General features: G+C 48.0%; 16 protein-coding genes. All 16 read left to right on the top strand.

The annotated features are described in order from the left end of the window. Nucleotides 1-90: 90 nt before the first annotated feature. The 16 genes from K6T22_RS11945 (at nt 91) to minD (ending at nt 15,141) form a co-directional block, all read left to right on the top strand. Nucleotides 91-1,449, top strand: coding sequence for a VanW family protein (locus K6T22_RS11945; protein ID WP_238237441.1), 1,359 nt, complete (start codon nt 91-93; stop codon nt 1,447-1,449). A 16-nt stretch (nt 1,450-1,465) separates the two neighbouring features. Further along, nucleotides 1,466-1,780, top strand: coding sequence for a hypothetical protein (locus tag K6T22_RS11940; protein WP_238237437.1), 315 nt, complete (start codon nt 1,466-1,468; stop codon nt 1,778-1,780). 8 nt (nt 1,781-1,788) lie between these two features. Further along, on the top strand, nt 1,789-3,453 hold the full coding sequence (locus tag K6T22_RS11935) for a GspE/PulE family protein (RefSeq protein WP_238237436.1): 1,665 nt from the start codon (nt 1,789-1,791) through the stop codon (nt 3,451-3,453). Next, a complete protein-coding gene (locus tag K6T22_RS11930; protein WP_238237434.1) occupies nt 3,450-4,496 on the top strand; it encodes a type IV pilus twitching motility protein PilT in 1,047 nt (348 codons plus the stop codon). The genes K6T22_RS11935 and K6T22_RS11930 overlap by 4 nt, the downstream gene beginning before the upstream one ends. A gap of 4 nt (nt 4,497-4,500) precedes the next feature. Further along, nucleotides 4,501-5,718, top strand: a complete 1,218-nt coding sequence (locus K6T22_RS11925; protein ID WP_238237433.1) for a type II secretion system F family protein — start codon at nt 4,501-4,503, stop codon at nt 5,716-5,718. Nucleotides 5,719-5,856: 138 nt separating this feature from the next. Next, nucleotides 5,857-6,366 (top strand): type II secretion system protein, encoded by a 510-nt coding sequence (locus tag K6T22_RS11920; protein ID WP_238237431.1) that lies wholly within the window; start codon nt 5,857-5,859, stop codon nt 6,364-6,366. 56 nt (nt 6,367-6,422) lie between these two features. Beyond that, a complete protein-coding gene (locus tag K6T22_RS11915) occupies nt 6,423-7,178 on the top strand; it encodes a prepilin peptidase (RefSeq protein ID WP_238237430.1) in 756 nt (251 codons plus the stop codon). A gap of 18 nt (nt 7,179-7,196) precedes the next feature. Then, nucleotides 7,197-8,936, top strand: coding sequence for a type IV pilus biogenesis protein PilM (locus tag K6T22_RS11910; RefSeq protein WP_238237428.1), 1,740 nt, complete (start codon nt 7,197-7,199; stop codon nt 8,934-8,936). Then, nucleotides 8,933-9,655 (top strand): tetratricopeptide repeat protein, encoded by a 723-nt coding sequence (locus tag K6T22_RS11905; protein WP_238237425.1) that lies wholly within the window; start codon nt 8,933-8,935, stop codon nt 9,653-9,655. Before K6T22_RS11910 ends, K6T22_RS11905 begins: the two co-directional genes overlap by 4 nt. Before the next feature lie 107 nt (nt 9,656-9,762). Next, a complete protein-coding gene (locus K6T22_RS11900) occupies nt 9,763-10,338 on the top strand; it encodes a Maf family protein (protein WP_238237424.1) in 576 nt (191 codons plus the stop codon). A gap of 46 nt (nt 10,339-10,384) precedes the next feature. Beyond that, nucleotides 10,385-11,017 (top strand): RadC family protein, encoded by a 633-nt coding sequence (gene radC / locus K6T22_RS11895; RefSeq protein WP_050677672.1) that lies wholly within the window; start codon nt 10,385-10,387, stop codon nt 11,015-11,017. A 162-nt stretch (nt 11,018-11,179) separates the two neighbouring features. Then, the gene (locus K6T22_RS11890; protein WP_029342258.1) at nt 11,180-12,214 is read left to right on the top strand and encodes a rod shape-determining protein; all 1,035 of its coding nucleotides are present in this window, start codon (nt 11,180-11,182) and stop codon (nt 12,212-12,214) included. 14 nt (nt 12,215-12,228) lie between these two features. Further along, a complete protein-coding gene (gene mreC, locus K6T22_RS11885) occupies nt 12,229-13,113 on the top strand; it encodes a rod shape-determining protein MreC (protein ID WP_238237423.1) in 885 nt (294 codons plus the stop codon). Next, the gene (gene mreD / locus K6T22_RS11880; protein ID WP_023468949.1) at nt 13,106-13,609 is read left to right on the top strand and encodes a rod shape-determining protein MreD; all 504 of its coding nucleotides are present in this window, start codon (nt 13,106-13,108) and stop codon (nt 13,607-13,609) included. The genes mreC and mreD overlap by 8 nt, the downstream gene beginning before the upstream one ends. A 3-nt stretch (nt 13,610-13,612) precedes the next feature. Beyond that, nucleotides 13,613-14,287, top strand: coding sequence for a septum site-determining protein MinC (locus tag K6T22_RS11875; protein WP_238237422.1), 675 nt, complete (start codon nt 13,613-13,615; stop codon nt 14,285-14,287). A gap of 50 nt (nt 14,288-14,337) precedes the next feature. Beyond that, a complete protein-coding gene (minD, locus tag K6T22_RS11870; RefSeq protein WP_029342255.1) occupies nt 14,338-15,141 on the top strand; it encodes a septum site-determining protein MinD in 804 nt (267 codons plus the stop codon). The last annotated feature ends 51 nt before the right edge of the window (nt 15,142-15,192 follow it).

The following is a 15,192-nucleotide window of genomic DNA, read 5'->3' as shown; positions in this document are numbered from 1 at the left end:
GTAAGGAAAAGGCTACGCTTTCACTTATTCATTCATTATAATGGAAATACTAGATACCTGAAATGATTAATTGATACAGAAAGGAAACAGATGATGATTAACTTTAAGCGTTTTGCTGTACATACTCTTTTACTCGTTTTACTCGTCGCCCTCATCTATGTCCCTTCGTTTGCCTTGATTTCATTTACTGGCAAAGCGACAGAAACTACAACGTTTTCGGAAACGGCACGAATCGGATCTGTACCCGTTAGTGGTATGGAGCGTAACGAAGCGAAGTCAACTGTGGAAAAAGCAGTGACAGAATGGACGAAGAAGACACCACTGACGACCGGGACCGGGGAAGAAACGACACCGATTCCAACGAATGTCGTAGCAATTGACGTTGCGACGGCCGTCAAAAAAGCATCTTTGAAAAAAGGTGGCGATTTGGTTGTCCGAATTGAAAAAGTGAATTTAGAAAGTTATTTAGCGTCGCAACCGATTAGTTATACAGCGGAACAAAAACAAGCATTTGAAGGATGGTTAATTAAAACAAGTAAGACGTTAGCTGAAGGCAATTATGATCCAGCTGAAACAGACACGACGTCGGATACTTCTGAAACAGTCGTCTCAAGCGTCGCATTTACGACACGTTCTGCTGCTGAAGAGCAAATGATCACTGCGATGGCAAACGTCGAGATTAAAGCAGGTCAACTGATGAACGTTAAGACATACGGCATGGACGCTGTAGCAGGATCCTACGTCGGTAGTAAATTGTATGAATTGTTTGCAAAAACACCGTTTGAGATTGTGGAACGGATGCCACACAGTACGTTACCAGACGGGATCACACTCGGCTATGATGTACGAATCGATGAAAAAACAGACTTCGCCGTCCGCAACACACAAGCCGTGTCGTATCGACTGGTCGCAGTTCAAAACGGCAGTGACGTCACGTTGGAACTTCGTGGAACGCCATTCAAAGAGACGGTCACCACTGTCTTAGAAGGAGAAAAAACGATTCCTTATCGGACGATCACACGTTACTCGTCAACATTGACAGCGGGATCAACAAGCGACACACAAGCGGGTGAAGACGGAAAATCAATTGAGGTCTATCGTGTCGTGAAGTCAGTGAAAGGCGAAAAGAAACAATTGCTAGCGCTTGACTTTTACGCAGCGATTCCTGCAATCGTCACAAAAAGTAATCAAGCTGAACCTGTACCAGTGACACCACCAGTTGATGAAACAACAGACGATGGCGGAACGAATACGACAGAACCATCTACAGATACACCATCTACAGACACGCCAGCAACTGACACGACGGAACCAAATACGACTGTGGATACGCCAGAATCACCAACGACACCGGATAATCCGACATCACCAACATCTCCGAGTAGTGATGAGACAGGCGACCCAGCGTCACCAGTCGATGACGAAACGACTGGTGAACCTGTCGGCTAAGAAAGGGGAAATAGCGATGAATTGGACGACGATTGCGATTGAATTAGGTATCATCATCGGTCTCGCTACGATTGTATGTGGCTTAATGTTTGCCGTTAACATTCCATATGTCACTTCAATGGCAGCTAAAGCAATTTTATCGATAGCAACGATTGTCATCGTGACATTGATTTATTTCAGTATTCAACTTGATTGGATGACGAATCCAATCGTACCGGTTGGAATTTTCATGTTGTGCGTGATCACGGCTGCTGTGACGAGTGTGATTGATGAAAAGAAACAACGACCGGATGTGTTAGAAGCAGAAGAAACATGGCACGCGGAAGGATGACGATTTAAATGGCAATGAAGCGAAAGCGATTGGGTGAAATGTTAATTGAAGAGAGTGTCGTGACAGAAGCGCAAGTGAATGAAGCGTTGACCGTCAAACGTTCGACTGAAAAATTAGGAGATGCCCTTTTACGATTAGGTCATTTGACGGAACAACAACTATTGGAAGCCTTACATCATCAACTTAACATTCCAATCATTCAGTTATATAACTACCCGGTAGATGTCGCTGTCACGAAATTGATCTCAAAAGACTTAGCTCAGCGCCACAATCTTGTTCCGATTTATCGTGAAGGGAACCGGCTATTCATTGCGATGGCTGATCCTTTGGACTTGATTGCCATTGATGACTTACGGATGCAAACCGGTCTATTGATTGATGTCGGAATTGCTACACGTGAAGAAGTCAGACGAACGATTTTAAAGTATTACGACATTGATTCCTCATTACGAGAGTTGCTTGAGTCGGACGACGTCATGACGAATGAACAGATTGCTGACGTCGTGAATCGAGAAGAGGCGCCTGTCATTCGTCTCGTCAATCAAATTCTTGAAAATGCCATTGCACAACGTGCGTCAGATATTCACATGGATCCGCAGGAATCGTCGATGACGATTCGGATTCGGATTGATGGTGAACTTCGGACGGAAAACAACTATCCAAAACAAGTACAAAACATCTTGACGACACGAATCAAAGTCATGAGTGAACTTGATATTACAGAATCCCGTTTACCGCAAGATGGACGAATCAAGTACGTCTTCAATGGTTTGCCGTATGACTTCCGGGTTTCAACCTTACCGACCGTTTACGGCGAAAAGGTCGTCATTCGGATTCTCGACAGCTCGAACTCGAATATCTCAATCTCAAAAATCGGCTTTAGTTCGCGTAACGAATCACAATTCAGAGATATGCTGAAGCGTCCAAACGGGATTATTTTGATTACCGGTCCAACCGGTTCCGGGAAATCCTCGACGTTATATGCAGCGTTGAATGAATTGAATGATGAGTCACGCAATATCATCACCGTTGAAGACCCAGTCGAGTACCAAGTTGACGGCATCAATCAGGTGCAAGTCAATGCGAAGATTGGTCTGACGTTTGCAAGTGGTCTTCGCTCGATTCTCCGTCAAGATCCAAACGTCGTCATGGTCGGAGAGATTCGAGACATTGAGACAGCGGAGATTTCAATTCGTGCCTCGCTGACAGGGCACCTTGTCCTTTCAACTTTACACACGAACTCTGCCGTCAGTTCAATCACCCGATTAATCGATATGGGTGTTGAACCGTTCCTTGTTGCGGCATCCGTCAGTGGTTTGATTGCACAACGACTCGTTCGTCGAGTTTGTCGCGATTGTGGAGAAGTGCATCCAATCTCGAAGCGAGAACAGGAATTGTTTGATCAAGAAGAAATCGAGGCGACGACAGTCATGCGGGGACGCGGTTGTCCGTCATGTAACATGACAGGTTACCGTGGACGTGTCGCGATTCAGGAAGTGATCATGATTGATGAAGTCTTGCGGCGGATGATCATGAACCAATCGACAGAGGGCGAAATTACCGCTCATGTCAAATCACAAGGACAACGTTTTTTACTCGCAGATGGGTTATCGAAAGTAGCACAAGGCATCACGACGACAGAAGAAATATTACGGACGGTGATTTCTGAATGAACAGTACGATTGAACGTGCGCAAATCGAGGACATATTACGTTCCTCCAAAGAACGAGATGCATCCGATGTCCATATTACGGCGGGGTCGCCACCTGTTTTTCGAATCAATGGAACGTTAGCCCCGTTTGGTACGGAAAAAATGAAGCCCGTCATCATTGATGGATTCGTTCGCTCCTTGATTACAGACGAGATGTATCAACAGTTAAAGCAAGATCGGGACATTGATTTTTCGTTTGGAGTACCGGGCGTCGCTCGGTACCGGGTCAACTGTTTTTATCAACGGGGCGCATTATCGATGGCTTTTCGAACGATCCCGACGGAAGTGCCGACGCTTGAACAATTAGCACTGCCTCCTGTTCTGAAACGTTTTTTGACGAAACCGCACGGCTTGATTCTTGTGACTGGTCCAACCGGATCTGGAAAGTCAACGACGCTCGCAGCGATGATCAATGAAATCAATCAGACGATGTATAAACGAATCATCACACTTGAAGATCCGATCGAATACTTACATAGTCACCATAAAAGTCTGATTGATCAGCGGGAAATTGGAATCGATGCGCCACGCTTCGCAACCGGATTACGGTCGGCACTTCGTCAGGATCCGGATGTCATCTTGCTCGGTGAGATGCGAGATCTTGAGACGATTGCAACTGCCGTTACGGCTGCTGAAACCGGTCACCTCGTCTTCGCAACGGTCCATACGTCGACGGCTGCCTCAACGGTTAGTCGGATCATTGATGTTTTCCCGTCAGAGCAACAAGACCAGATTCGGGCTCAGCTAGCGAACGTCCTGGCTGGCGTTATCTCGCAACGACTGATGCCCCGTACGGACGGAACAGGGCGTGTCGCGGCACTTGAAATCATGGTCGATACACCAGCCGTTTCAAACTTAATTCGGACCGGTAAGGAATATCAGATTCAATCTGTCTTACAGACAGGTAAACAATATGGCATGCAGACGATGCAAATGGCGTTGCAGGACCTCGTTAGCCGAGGATTGATTCCAGCATCTGCTGCAACGCCGTACATATCGGGGTGAAAACATGGCAGTATTCACGTATGAAGGTCGCACGATGGCCGGTAAACGAAAGAAGGGTAAAATCACGGCGCTGACGAAACGAGAAGCCGCAGAAAAATTGCGAACGGATCAGATCGCTGTGACATCACTTGAGAAACAAGAGTCGAAAGGACTGAATACGGAGATTACGTTTCTTAGTCCTAAACCGAAAATCGAACATCTCGTCATGTATGCGCGTCAGTTTGCAACACTTGTGCGGTCGGGTGTCTCAATCGTCAAAGCAACGGAGATTCTTCGGAAACAGACGGAATCGAAGCCACTTGAGCGAGCACTGATTGAAGTCGAGGATGACTTACGCAGTGGAATTCAATTTTCAAAAGCGATCGAAAAGCATCCCCGTGTCTTTGATACGTTTTTCGTCAGTATGGCGATGGCAGGGGAAGCGAGTGGTAACTTAGAGGAAGCACTTGAGAATATCGTGACACAGCTTCAAAAACAGTATGAGATCAAACGGAAGGTCATCTCGGCACTGATTTACCCGGCAGTCGTTTCGCTTGTTGCGGTAGGAGTCGTCGTATTCCTGATGATGAACGTCGTACCGACGTTTGCGTCGATTTTCGATCAACTCGGGAGCGAATTACCGTTGATTACGAAACTCGTCGTCGCAGTATCAGATTTCTTTGTCGCATACTGGTGGGTCATGTTGTTAGTGTCCTTTGGGTTGATTGGATTACTCTACTTTAATTTAAAGAACGAGCGACAACGTCTCTTTTTTGATCGTTTTTTACTAATTATCCCTGTTTTTGGTCCGCTGATTCAAAAGTCACAAATTGCCTTGATGACGCGTGGTTTGTCTGTTCTGTTGAACGCATCGGTCCCGATTTTGGCATCGCTTGATATTACGGAACGGATCGTTACGAATCGGATCATCCGTAAAGGGATTGCTAGTGCTAACGAAGCAATGGCACGCGGAATTCCAATGCACGAGCCGCTTGAGAAAAACAAATATTTTCCACCTCTCGTCACGCAGATGATTGCGATCGGAGAAGAGACAGGACGTCTCGATTCAATGCTGACAGAGGTCGCGAACTTCTATGAGACGGAGGTTGAGACGACGACGGACCGATTGAAGTCGATCATTGAGCCATTATTAATCGTTGTCTTAGCGGCAATTGTTGGTGTCATCGTCATTGCAGTCGTCGTACCGATGTTTAAAATTTACTCGGATATACAAGCGAGTTGACAATTGTAAAAACATTTACCTGATATGAAAAAAAGTCATTTTCTACAAAAAATATGGTGCTACTATAATAGTATTCATATGGATAGTATTACCTACTAACCAAAAACAGTGAAAAAGTACTAGGGAGGCATAACAAAAATGGTAGAACGTTTGAAAGAAATCTGGTTAGATGCAAAACAAATGCGCGATGAGCGCGGATTGACGTTGATCGAGTTACTCGTCGTCGTCGTTATCTTAGGAATCATTGCAGCAATCGCTGTCGTCGCAATTGGTGGATTGATCGAGAACTCACGTAAGGATGCGCAAGTATCGAATGCGAAACAACTTGTGAGTGCAGCAAAGTTGAAGGCTTCTGCTGATGCAGCCGGAATTAAAACTGGTGATGAACTTGATTTCAAAGACGATGGTACTGGCGAATTAGATAACTATATTGATTCGTTAAAAGACCCAATGAACGAAGATAAGGATTATAAGACTGCTACTGTCACAGTTGCTAAAGTGGACGGTGGAAAATTCACTTATAAAGTGAAACTAGTTGGAGCTAACGGAGTCGCTTATTTTGAAAACGTAAAAGATACTGACTTAAAACGTGCAACGGTTTCAGATGATCAAGAAACTGTTGCTGCAACACCAACACCAGAATCATAATAACACCCCCTCCTCGGGGGTTTTTTTCTGAACTTTTTTGAAAGGGAGGTCGTGTTATGACGATCGTCTTCACGGTTTATTTTTTCTTGTTAGGCTTACTCATCACGTCGTTTACGAACGTCGTCGGTCTGCGCGTTCCGATCGGGGAGTCGATTGTTCATCCGCGCTCCCATTGTCCGACGTGTGGACATGTCTTAGGACCGCTCGAATTGACTCCAGTACTCGGTTATGCTGTGCTCGGAGGGAAGTGTCGCTCTTGCGGACAGTCAATCTCAATCAAGTATCCAGCGCTTGAATTACTCGGAGGGATTCTCTACGCCTATGCCTTTTGGCAGTTCGGCTGGTCGATGGAACTGGCGTTATCACTCGTCTTGACGAGCTTGCTGTTTATCCTAACGATGTCGGACTTAGCGTATATGCTGATCCCGAATAAAATTTTACTAATCTTTTTGCCGATTGCCTTGATTGTGCGCTACCTTTCTCCACTCGAAAACTGGTATAATCCAATTATTGGTGGAATCGTCGGGTTCGTTCTATTATTCGTCATTTTTCTTGCTTCCCGGCGTGGTATGGGGGCAGGGGATGTCAAGCTGTTCGGACTGCTCGGAATCTTCCTTGGACCGCTTCACGTCGTCATTGCCTTGTTCGTCTCGGCATTCGTCGGATCCGTCCTTGGCTTAACGTTACTTGGACTCGGACGCGTGAAGCGAAAACAACCAATTCCCTTTGTTCCGTCGATTGCTGTCGGAACATTACTGACATATTATTTTGCGGATGATTGGGTATCGTGGTACCTCGATTTACTGCTTTAAGAAAGGAAGAACGTACATATGGCGCAACGGCGTAAAGGTACTTATATCTACTTTAATTTCACCGATGTCGCAATTTTCGGTGCGGTCGTCAAAAAAGGCGTCATTAAGCGCCGGGCAGTCGTCGCGCTGCCGCCAGGAACACTGCAAGGGGGCTGGTTACAGCCGGAAGCTTCGCTTGATTTCATCTTTGATGGGCTACTGACGAAACTGAAAGTCCCGCGTGGTTCGCAAGCCGTACTTGCGCTTGATGGTTCACTCGTCCTCGCCCGGAAACTGGATATTCCGGAGACAATCGAGACGAATCAAATCCGCGGCTACTTGTTCATGGAGATCGGACATAGCATCGTCTTACCGTTTGAAGAACCGTACTTCGATTACACCGTTCTTGAAGAGGACGGGAAACGAGAAATCATGCTGTATGCCGCACCAAACGAAGCGCTGAAGCAGTATACACAACTGTTCAAACAAAAACACTTGCGCCTCGTTGCTGCCGAACCACAGCCGCTTGCGACCTATTTCGGAATTGAAGCCCATCATCCGGTCACGACGGACGCTGATACGTTATTGATCTGGAATGCGAATGCGACGAATCACCAGTTGATCATCATCGAAGATCACGTCCCGCGTCTGATTCGCTCGGTCGATACGTTTGCGGCTGACGCGTGGGACGTTGACGTCATCGACGATCAGCTGCATTATCGCTATCGCTCGGATGATCCGACAGTCGAACTCGTCTTAGACGAGATGTTGCTTGAGTTCTCGCGTGTGCTCGATTTCTATCGCTTTTCGCTCGCGCGCGAAGGGCGAGAAATCACGAACGTCGTCCTTGCTGGGGACTTCCCGTTCCGTGATGAACTGGCGACCCGTTTCCGATCAAACTTTGATTTAAGTCTCGATGAGATTCCAGATATGATGACAATCGACGGGCAGTCGATTCCACGGGCATACTTACCGCTTGCTGGTCTTGCCTCACCACGAAAAGACCGGATCAACTTGTTACCCGAGAATGATGAAGCACCGAAGTACCCACTTGTCGCTTCACTCATCCTATTATTGTTCGGCGGACTCGCTGGTGGTTATCTCTACTGGCAAACCGATCAATTCGCTGACCGCGTCGAATCAACGAACGATCAAATCCAGATCGTCCGTCAGCTGCAGTCAGAGTCGGATCAATCCGCGAAACAAGAAGTTGCACAACTCAAACAGACGGTCGAAGGACTTGAGACGACACCACGTCCTGCCGTGCCGACGCTTGAGCGGATTACTCGTTATCTACCAGAACGCGGTTATATTCTTCAATTCGCCTATGGTGCGGATCATGCCGTGACAATGACGACACAATTCGAGACGCTTGATGAACTGAACGATTTTTACCGCGAGCTGTTGACGGATAAAGTCTTCTCAGGAACGAATCTTGCGAGTGTGACGACACGAACGATGAACGAAAAGGCAGACGTCGTCACGACAACGACAGTTGACCCGACGACCGGACAAGAAGTTCCGACGACGGAAATTACACCGTCTGACGATGCCAAATCAGAAGAACCACGTTATATCGGACAATTCTCGTTGAACGTCAATCCGACGGAAGTCGTCAAGGGTGAGACGAACGAAGCCGATCCAGAAGTACCGAAGGAAGATCAGCCAGCTGAAACGGAAACGGATAGCTCGACGGAAGCGACTCCTTCGACCGATTCGACGACGGAGACGACTGATCCGAATGTAACGACTGAAATCGAGGAGGTGCCGGACAATTGAAACGTTATAGTAGCTATATCCTCCTCGGTCTAACGATTATAATCGTCCTCGGTGCGGTCGGTTACTTTGGTTATACGACGTATACGACGCATCAAACATTGCAAGAAAAAGAAGCGACGCTGAAGCGAGAACAGATGGTGCTCGAGCAAGCGAAAGCGAATGAACAGAAAGTTGACGTCGCCGAGTCAAGCTTCTTGCAGCAAAAAGTGCCGGTGACGGCGTCAAACGATGACGTCATCGATGCGATCAATGCATCGAGTCAGATTGCCGGTGTCAAAGTCCAGTCGATCACGTTTGGTCAGGCGACAGAAGTAGCACCACAGTCACCGGTGACATCAACACCTGCTGTTGACGGAGCGATGGCGACGGAATCGGACCAGGCTGAAACAACTGCCGCCGCACCCGTCACCGCTAACGCAACGCCATTGCCGGCATCACTAACGGTCGAAGCCCCATCTTATCTTGAACTGATGGCATTCTTAAAGCAAATAGAACGGACGGATCGGATTACGGTCTTGCGTCAGATCCAGTTATCGGGACCGGAAGAACCGGGGCCAGGTAGTGGGACGGTCTTACTTGAGGATGAGATGCTCTCGTTCACAGTGGAAATCGAATCGTATTATCGTCCGGATTTGACGAAGTTGTCACCGGATAAACAAACGCCACTCGAGGAGAAGACACCGAAGTCAGATCCATTTGTCGATGTGACAGGAAATTAAGATTAAACAAGCGGTTCCTAGTCTATTAGGGACCGCTTGTTTTTTGTTAGACTAAACGATGACTCGAATTATCCGATTCGAAATTAACGGGAAAGAACGTGATACTAATGATAACGCAACCACACTTGATTCTAGCGTCGGCTTCACCACGCCGGGCGGAACTCTTGCAACAAATCGGAATCCCTCATGCAGTCGTACCAGCGAACGTCGTCGAAGAGGCACCGTACCCGATGTCACCACATGAATACGTTCGTCATTTGTCGCAAAAGAAAGCGCGAGCGATCACAGCGGACGGTGTCATTCTAGCTGCCGATACCGTTGTTGCAATTGACGATCTGATCCTCGAGAAGCCGGCAGATATGGTCGAGGCACGAGCAATGCTTGCCCGTCTATCAGGACGCGCTCATGAGGTCGTGACAGGGGTGACGATTCGCTTTGGTGAGAAGGAAGAGACGTTCGACGTGACGACACATGTCCGTTTTGGTGCATTGCCAAACGAGTGGGTCGAAGGCTATATCGCGACGGCCGAGCCCTACGATAAAGCAGGCGGATATGGTATCCAAGCGATGGGTGGTCTGTTCGTCGAGGCGATCGAGGGCGATTACTACAATGTCGTCGGACTGCCGATCCACGAAATCACGAAACGTCTCGCGTCCTTTGAAATCAAGCCGATGTTTGCGTAATTCTGAAACAGAGAGGTCGGATGCTGTGATTGAATGGCCGAAGGATATGGTTCAGTTGAAAGGCTTGGCACAAGCGACGACAGTCGAGTTGCTGGCGTGTCTCGTCCGAAGTGGAACACGCGACCGGACACCGCTTGAAATCGCGGAAGAATTACTGCACATCTATCCTTCATTGATCGAACTCGAGGCAGCTGGAGTCGGTGGACTTGAAAAAGCCCCTGGGGTCGGGAAGGCAAAGGCATTACAAATCATGGCTGGACTGGAACTCGGTCGGCGTCTCGTCACAGAACCGAAATGGGTTCGACCGACGATCCGCTCACCGGAAGACGCGGCGGAACTGTTGTTAGAAGAGATGCGTCTCTATCAGCAGGAGCACTTCATCTGCCTGTATTTGAATACAAAAAATGAGGTCGTCTCGAAAAAGACGTTATTCATCGGAGGATTGAACACGTCAATCGTCCACCCGCGAGACGTTTTTCGGGAAGCGATTCGCTGCTCGGCTGCGAACTTCATTGCCGTCCATAATCATCCGTCCGGTGATCCGACGCCAAGTCGGGAAGATATTGAGGTATCAGAGCGACTTGTTGAGGCAGGTCGGCTCATTGGAATCAGTTGTCTTGACCATATCATCATCGGGCACGGACAATTTATTAGTATGAAACAGCGCGGATTTATGTAAGAATAACGTCTGAAGGGAAAGGTTCGATTCTTTCCGTCAGACGTTTTTTTATGTGTTTTCTAAGGCGAACTGTAAACAAGCTGTAACGTTTTAACGCTTTCCAATGAAGGCTTTTCCGTTATAATTAGTGAAGTGTATTCTCAGAGAGGGGTTTTTTGAATAATGTTTGGATCATTCAGCCGTGAAATCGGCATTGACTTAGGTACGGCTAACACGCTTGTGTATGTAAAGGGGCAGGGAATCGTCGTCCGCGAACCGTCCGTCGTCGCCTTCCGTACGGATACAGGAAAAATTGAGGCTGTCGGTAACGCAGCGAAAAACATGATCGGTCGTACGCCGGGTAACGTGACTGCACGACGCCCGATGAAAGACGGGGTTATCGCGGATTATGAAACAACCGCTACGATGATCAAATATTTCATGGATCAAGCTTCGAAGAAAAAAGGCTTGTTCTCTTCCAAGACGAACGTCATGATCTGTGTACCAAGTGGTATCACATCAGTCGAAAAACGTGCCGTTGAAGATGCAGCGAAACTCGCAGGTGCGCGTGAAGCGTACACGATCGAAGAACCATTTGCAGCAGCAATCGGTGCCGGTCTTCCAGTTTCAGAACCAACAGGCTCGATGGTCGTCGATATCGGTGGTGGTACGACAGAAGTTGCTGTCATCTCACTCGGTGGTATTGTAACAAGCCAATCGATCCGTGTTGGTGGCGATGAGATGGACGAATCAATCATTCGTTACATCAAATCGAAATACAACTTGATGATCGGGGAGCGGACAGCTGAGACGTTGAAAATGACGATCGGTTACGCTCGCATCGATGAAGAATCAGAGAACGAAACGATGGAAATTCGTGGACGTGACCTCGTGACAGGTCTTCCGAAACAGATCGAAGTCACAAGTGCAGAAATTTGCGATGCACTTTCGGATACGGTCGAAGCGATTCTTGCAGGTGTCAAACACACGCTTGAGCAGACGCCTCCTGAATTATCAGCAGACGTCATGGACCGCGGAATCGTCTTGACAGGCGGTGGGGCACTCTTGAAGAACCTCGACGCTGTCATCGAAGACGAAACACGTATTTTGACACTCGTTGCGGAAAACGCACTTGATTGTGTCGCAATCGGTACAGGAAAATCACTCGAGATGATGAATGTCCTTCGTTCGAAATCAGGCATCTCGCAAAAAAGATAAGGACGGGATGAGCGATGAAGCGATTTTTAAATAATCGAAAACTGCTCATCACACTCCTTAGTTTTCTCCTTTTGGTGATCTTAATCGGGATTTCGCTGCAAGGGCGTAACCAATCCCACTGGTATCAAAGCTTCGTGCGGGATACCGTGGGCGTCGGTCAACGCCTTTTCGCGACACCGATTGGCTGGATTGATGATACGGTCACTTCGATTAAAGAAGTGCGTGACGTGTACAAAGAGAATGAACATTTGAAATCACGCTTGAGTGACTATGCCGGTAATGCCGTCAAAGTCCGTGATCTTGAACGTGAGAATAAAGAATTGAAAGATATGCTCGACCTGAATGGATCGATTCGCGACTATAAATTGTTACCAGCAGAGATGATCGGTCGGACATCATCCGAATGGCAACGGTTCGTCACAATCAACATCGGCGAACAAAAAGGAGTCAAACCGAACATGGCTGTCGTAACAGCAGATGGACTAATCGGTCGCGTCATCCAGGCGAGCGCTTATACTTCCCTCGTGCAGTTGATGTCGGATACGAGTCGAACGAATAACGTCTCGGCAACGGCTGACGACACGAAAGGAAAAGGAGTCTTCGGTACGATCGAAGGTTTCGATGAAGAAACGAAATTCCTCAAGTTCACGAAAATTCCGAATGACGCGAAGCTGAAAAAAGGGCAGACCGTCACGACGTCTGGTCTCGGTGGAAAATATCCGAGTGGGATCGTCATTGGGAAAATCGAGGAAGTGAAAGCCGATCAGTATGGGGCTTCGAAAATCGCATACGTCAAACCGGCAGCAGACTTCGAACAGTTCGGTCATGTCTTCGTGATTGAACGCGAAGCGAAAGAACCTTTCGCTGAGACCGATAAGGGAGGGGACACTCGTGAATAACGTTAAGTTGTTTTTCGCCGTGTTCCTTCTTTTTATCTTAGAAGGGACGCTGTTCGCTGGACCGCTCGGTGATGGTTCACCGTATGTCATTCATGCGACATTGATCGGTTTAATGTTCCTCGGTCGGTACGGAAAACTCGAACAGGCACTCGGATTCGGACTCGTCTTCGGATTGCTCTATGATTTCGTTTACTCGGATATCATCGGCATTTACTTATTTGCGTTATCCGCCATTCCGCTTTTTAGTAGCTTCGTGCTAAAATATGTAAAGGAGAACGTATTGACGATTCTCGTCACGTTCACGTTTAGTGCCATTTTGTATGAACTCGATATATATTTCTTCACGGCTTCGGTCGTTGGTGTCGGGGTTTCCTTCCAGGAACTTGCGACACAGATCATTCCAAGGAGTCTGGTTGCCCAGTTGATCGGGATCATCATCCTGTATTACCCGATGACCCGACTCGTGCAGTCGACCCTTGACGAGAAAAGAGGATGAGTCATGATTGAGCGTAAACGTTATGTAACGATGAAAGGTCATCGTGGTGGCCTCGCCGTCTATGTGAATGAAAGGTGCAGTGTGGATGAATTTCTTGACGATTTAGAGTTGACGCTTGCGGACAAATCCGTCGAGAACGGACGCGCCGTACCCATCACCTTCTTCTTCGGTCGACGTTACGTCGATGAAGGGGTGTTGACGGCCGTCGAATCTATCGTCGCGCGACATGATTCCTTCTCTTTCAAAGGTTATGACAGTGAGTGCATCACGAAGGACGAGGCAAAAGCCTTGTACGGAGAGCGAACGTTTCATTACTTCGGTGGAACGGCACGCAGTGGGCACGTATTAGACGTCGAAGGTTCGATCGTCATCATCGGAGATATCAATCCGGGAGCGGTCGTTCATGCGACAGGAAGTATCTATTGTCTCGGTGCTTTGCGTGGTACCGTTCATGCGGGGAAAGGTGGCAATACGGAAGCGGTCGTCGCGGCGAGTGTGCTCCAGCCGAAATGGGTTGCGGTCGCTGGAACCATCCACGAGGAACCGGATGACGCACCGATTCCTGCGCTTGACATGGGTTGTGCATTTTTAGGTGAAGACGGGGTCGAATTCTCCCGCCTTCAAACCGTTCCGCTCGCGCGGATGGATCAGTTTGCGATTGATAGTGAAAGAGGGTGACGGATATGGAACAAGTGAAAGAACAGGTACATATGGAGGCGAAGACGAACATGGGACGCGCCATCGTCGTCACATCCGGAAAAGGCGGCGTCGGGAAAACGACGACGACTGCAAACATCGGAACAGCACTTGCATTGATGGGACATTCGGTTTGTCTCGTCGATACGGATATCGGGTTACGCAATCTGGATATCGTGCTTGGTCTCGATAACCGGAGTATCTATAACATCGTTGACGTCGTGACAGGGCAATGTAAGTTGCACCAAGCACTCGTCCGCGATAAACGTTTTGAAGAGATGTATCTGTTGCCTGCTGCTCAATCAAAGGATAAGTCCTCCGTCACACCCGAACAGGTGAAGGCAATCATCGATACACTAAAACTCGAATACGACTTCGTCTTGATTGACTGCCCAGCAGGGATCGAACAAGGGTTCATGAATGCGATTGCTGGAGCGGATGAAGCCGTCGTCGTGACGACACCAGAAAAAGCAGCTGTCCAGGATGCGGACCGGATCATTGGAATGCTTGAGCGCTCAGAACGTAACATCGTTCCGAAACTCGTCATCAACCGGGTCCGTTCACACATGATGGCGTCTGGCGATATGCTCGACATCGATGAGATCATGCGCATTCTCTCGATTGATCTGCTTGGTCTGATCATCGATGATGAAGAAGTCATCGCTGCTTCGCACCGTGGTGTCCCTGTGACGATGAATCCCGATAACCGGGCTGGACTCGGCTACCGAAACATCGCGCGCCGGATTCTTGGCGAATCCGTACCACTGCTTGATTTAAATGAACAACCGCAAAAAGGGTTCTTCGTCAAATTGAAGAAGATGCTTGGGATGAAATAAGAATGGGAAATTAGACTAGGACGACATCGTCGCGCCTAGTCTAATTTTTTT

The sequence above is a fragment of the Exiguobacterium acetylicum genome (assembly GCF_022170825.1).
Classification (GTDB): Bacteria; Bacillota; Bacilli; order Exiguobacteriales; family Exiguobacteriaceae; genus Exiguobacterium_A; species Exiguobacterium_A acetylicum_B.
Note: the sequence above shows the minus strand (reverse complement) of the source record. Positions and strands in the feature narration are given on the sequence as shown.

What these genes read in the sequence shown, in the direction of transcription:
- K6T22_RS11945 (WP_238237441.1), top strand. Translation starts at nt 91, where the DNA reads ATGATGATTAACTTTAAGCGTTTTGCTGTACATACTCTTTTACTCGTT.
- minD (WP_029342255.1), top strand. Translation starts at nt 14,338, where the DNA reads ATGGGACGCGCCATCGTCGTCACATCCGGAAAAGGCGGCGTCGGGAAA.
- mreC (WP_238237423.1), top strand. Translation starts at nt 12,229, where the DNA reads ATGAAGCGATTTTTAAATAATCGAAAACTGCTCATCACACTCCTTAGT.
- K6T22_RS11900 (WP_238237424.1), top strand. Translation starts at nt 9,763, where the DNA reads ATGATAACGCAACCACACTTGATTCTAGCGTCGGCTTCACCACGCCGG.
- K6T22_RS11875 (WP_238237422.1), top strand. Translation starts at nt 13,613, where the DNA reads ATGATTGAGCGTAAACGTTATGTAACGATGAAAGGTCATCGTGGTGGC.
- K6T22_RS11935 (WP_238237436.1), top strand. Translation starts at nt 1,789, where the DNA reads ATGGCAATGAAGCGAAAGCGATTGGGTGAAATGTTAATTGAAGAGAGT.
- K6T22_RS11890 (WP_029342258.1), top strand. Translation starts at nt 11,180, where the DNA reads ATGTTTGGATCATTCAGCCGTGAAATCGGCATTGACTTAGGTACGGCT.
- K6T22_RS11920 (WP_238237431.1), top strand. Translation starts at nt 5,857, where the DNA reads ATGGTAGAACGTTTGAAAGAAATCTGGTTAGATGCAAAACAAATGCGC.
- radC (WP_050677672.1), top strand. Translation starts at nt 10,385, where the DNA reads ATGGTTCAGTTGAAAGGCTTGGCACAAGCGACGACAGTCGAGTTGCTG.
- K6T22_RS11910 (WP_238237428.1), top strand. Translation starts at nt 7,197, where the DNA reads ATGGCGCAACGGCGTAAAGGTACTTATATCTACTTTAATTTCACCGAT.
- K6T22_RS11915 (WP_238237430.1), top strand. Translation starts at nt 6,423, where the DNA reads ATGACGATCGTCTTCACGGTTTATTTTTTCTTGTTAGGCTTACTCATC.
- K6T22_RS11940 (WP_238237437.1), top strand. Translation starts at nt 1,466, where the DNA reads ATGAATTGGACGACGATTGCGATTGAATTAGGTATCATCATCGGTCTC.
- K6T22_RS11925 (WP_238237433.1), top strand. Translation starts at nt 4,501, where the DNA reads ATGGCAGTATTCACGTATGAAGGTCGCACGATGGCCGGTAAACGAAAG.
- K6T22_RS11930 (WP_238237434.1), top strand. Translation starts at nt 3,450, where the DNA reads ATGAACAGTACGATTGAACGTGCGCAAATCGAGGACATATTACGTTCC.